This window comes from Paucibacter sp. PLA-PC-4, assembly GCF_026241155.1.
GTDB lineage: Bacteria > Pseudomonadota > Gammaproteobacteria > Burkholderiales > Burkholderiaceae_C > Roseateles_E.
The window spans coordinates 1-1,610 of the sequence record NZ_JAPFGP010000051.1 but is presented as its reverse complement, the minus strand read 5'-3'; the positions used below and the strand labels follow the sequence as shown (position 1 = coordinate 1,610).

The window sequence follows — 1,610 nt, the reverse complement described above, 5'->3', positions numbered from 1 at the left end:
AAAGCGCTCCGAGTTTCTCGGAGCGCTTTTGTTTGGGCGCGCACGAGGTGTCCATTGGAGCGTATTGCGTGATGGTGGGCTGAACAGCCGAAGCTTTGTGTCGGACCGCAACAAACACTGGCACCGGCATCACATAGCCAGCTTTTGCAACATTTGCTGCCCACCCAGCACCGCCAGTGCCCGTTTGACGTTGTAGGCCAGTGTCGCCAACGCGATCTCCGCGCCGGCCCCCGTCAGGCCTCGCATCAGGAAGCGGGGCTTCTCGAAGATGTGGAACTTCAGGGCCGCAAACGGGTGTTCGACGGTGCAGCGGCGCAGCCTCATCGCCTGGGGTGTAGCGCGCTGATGGATGCGCTGCAATGCCTCTTCGTAGAGATGGCGACTGAGCGTGCGCCGTGGGGCCTGCGTGCAGCGCGCCTTCATCGCGCAAGCGCCGCAATCGCCGGGCTGCGCTGCATAGATCACGACCTTACCCGCCCGATGCAACTGCTTGCGCTGCAGCAGTTTGTCTGCCGGGCAGACGTAGGCGTCAGCCTGTGCGTCGTAGGTGAAGCGGCCTTGGTCGAACAAGTCCCCCTCGCCCTGGTTGTTGACCGCGCGCTTGACGGGGACATGCACCCGCACGCCTTGATCCTCCAGCGCCTGCGCCTGTTCGCCATTGGCATAGCCCGCATCCGCCACCAGCTTGAGTTCCGTGCCGCCCAGGGTCTGCTGCGCCGCTTCGCCCATGCGCTGCAGGCAGCCGTTGTCACCCGCCTGCGCGTTGACCTCGTGGGCCACGATCAGGGCATGCTCGGCGTCGACGGCGGTCTGTACGTTGTAGCCCGGGCCCTTGCCCTTGAGTACTACAGCCTCGGGCTCGGTGCTCACGTAGCGCTGCTTGTCGCTGTCCACCTTCGCCAGCTCGGCCTGCTGTAGCTGCAGCCGCGCCAGCGCCTGGCGCAGCGCCTGAGCGTCCAGCTCCGCCTCGCCTTGCTGCTGGTCGGCCGCCTCCAACTCCTGCAGGTACTGCGCAATGCGCTGCTCCAGCTTGGCCTGCAGTTCGGCCCGCTGGACCTCGTCCAGGATGGCCTTGCCGCTGGCCACTGCCTGGAACTTCGTCCCGTCCACGGCCACCCACTCTCCGCGGATCAGACCGGCTTCGGCGCAAAAGCGCACGAACTCGGCCCCGGCTCGGCGTAGCGGCTGCGCGTTGCAGCGACGGAACTCGGCAATGGTCTTGTGGTCGGGCGTGAGCCGGTGCAGCAGCCACATCAGTTCGATGTTGCGCTGGCACTCCCGCTCCAAAAGCCTCGATGAGCGCACCCGATTGAGGTAGCCGTACAGGTACAACATCAGCAGGTCCGCCGGGTCGTACGGCGGGCGGCCTGTGGCCTTGCTGTGGGCTCGAGCAAAACCCAGCGCCTTCAGGTCCAGCCGCGCCACGAACGCCGCGATCACCCGGCACACATGCTCCGGTCCGATCAACTCGTCCAGCGACACCGGAAACAGGCTGCCCTGGTCTCGACTCTGTCCTTGCACGTAGCCCATAAGAACAATGCCCTGCAACTTGCGTTGCAGGGCATTGTCTTCAGGCCTTCAGCTTAGCGTCAGAGTATTGACACGGACTG

General features: G+C 65.0%; 1 protein-coding gene. It reads right to left on the bottom strand.

Translation table 11 applies throughout. From position 1 onward, the window contains the following. Window positions 1-129 precede the first annotated feature (129 nt). Window positions 130-1,530: an IS1182 family transposase gene (locus OOZ63_RS28795; protein WP_266009308.1), complete on the bottom strand. Its 1,401-nt coding sequence runs from the start codon at window positions 1,528-1,530 to the stop codon at window positions 130-132. Window positions 1,531-1,610 lie beyond the last annotated feature (80 nt).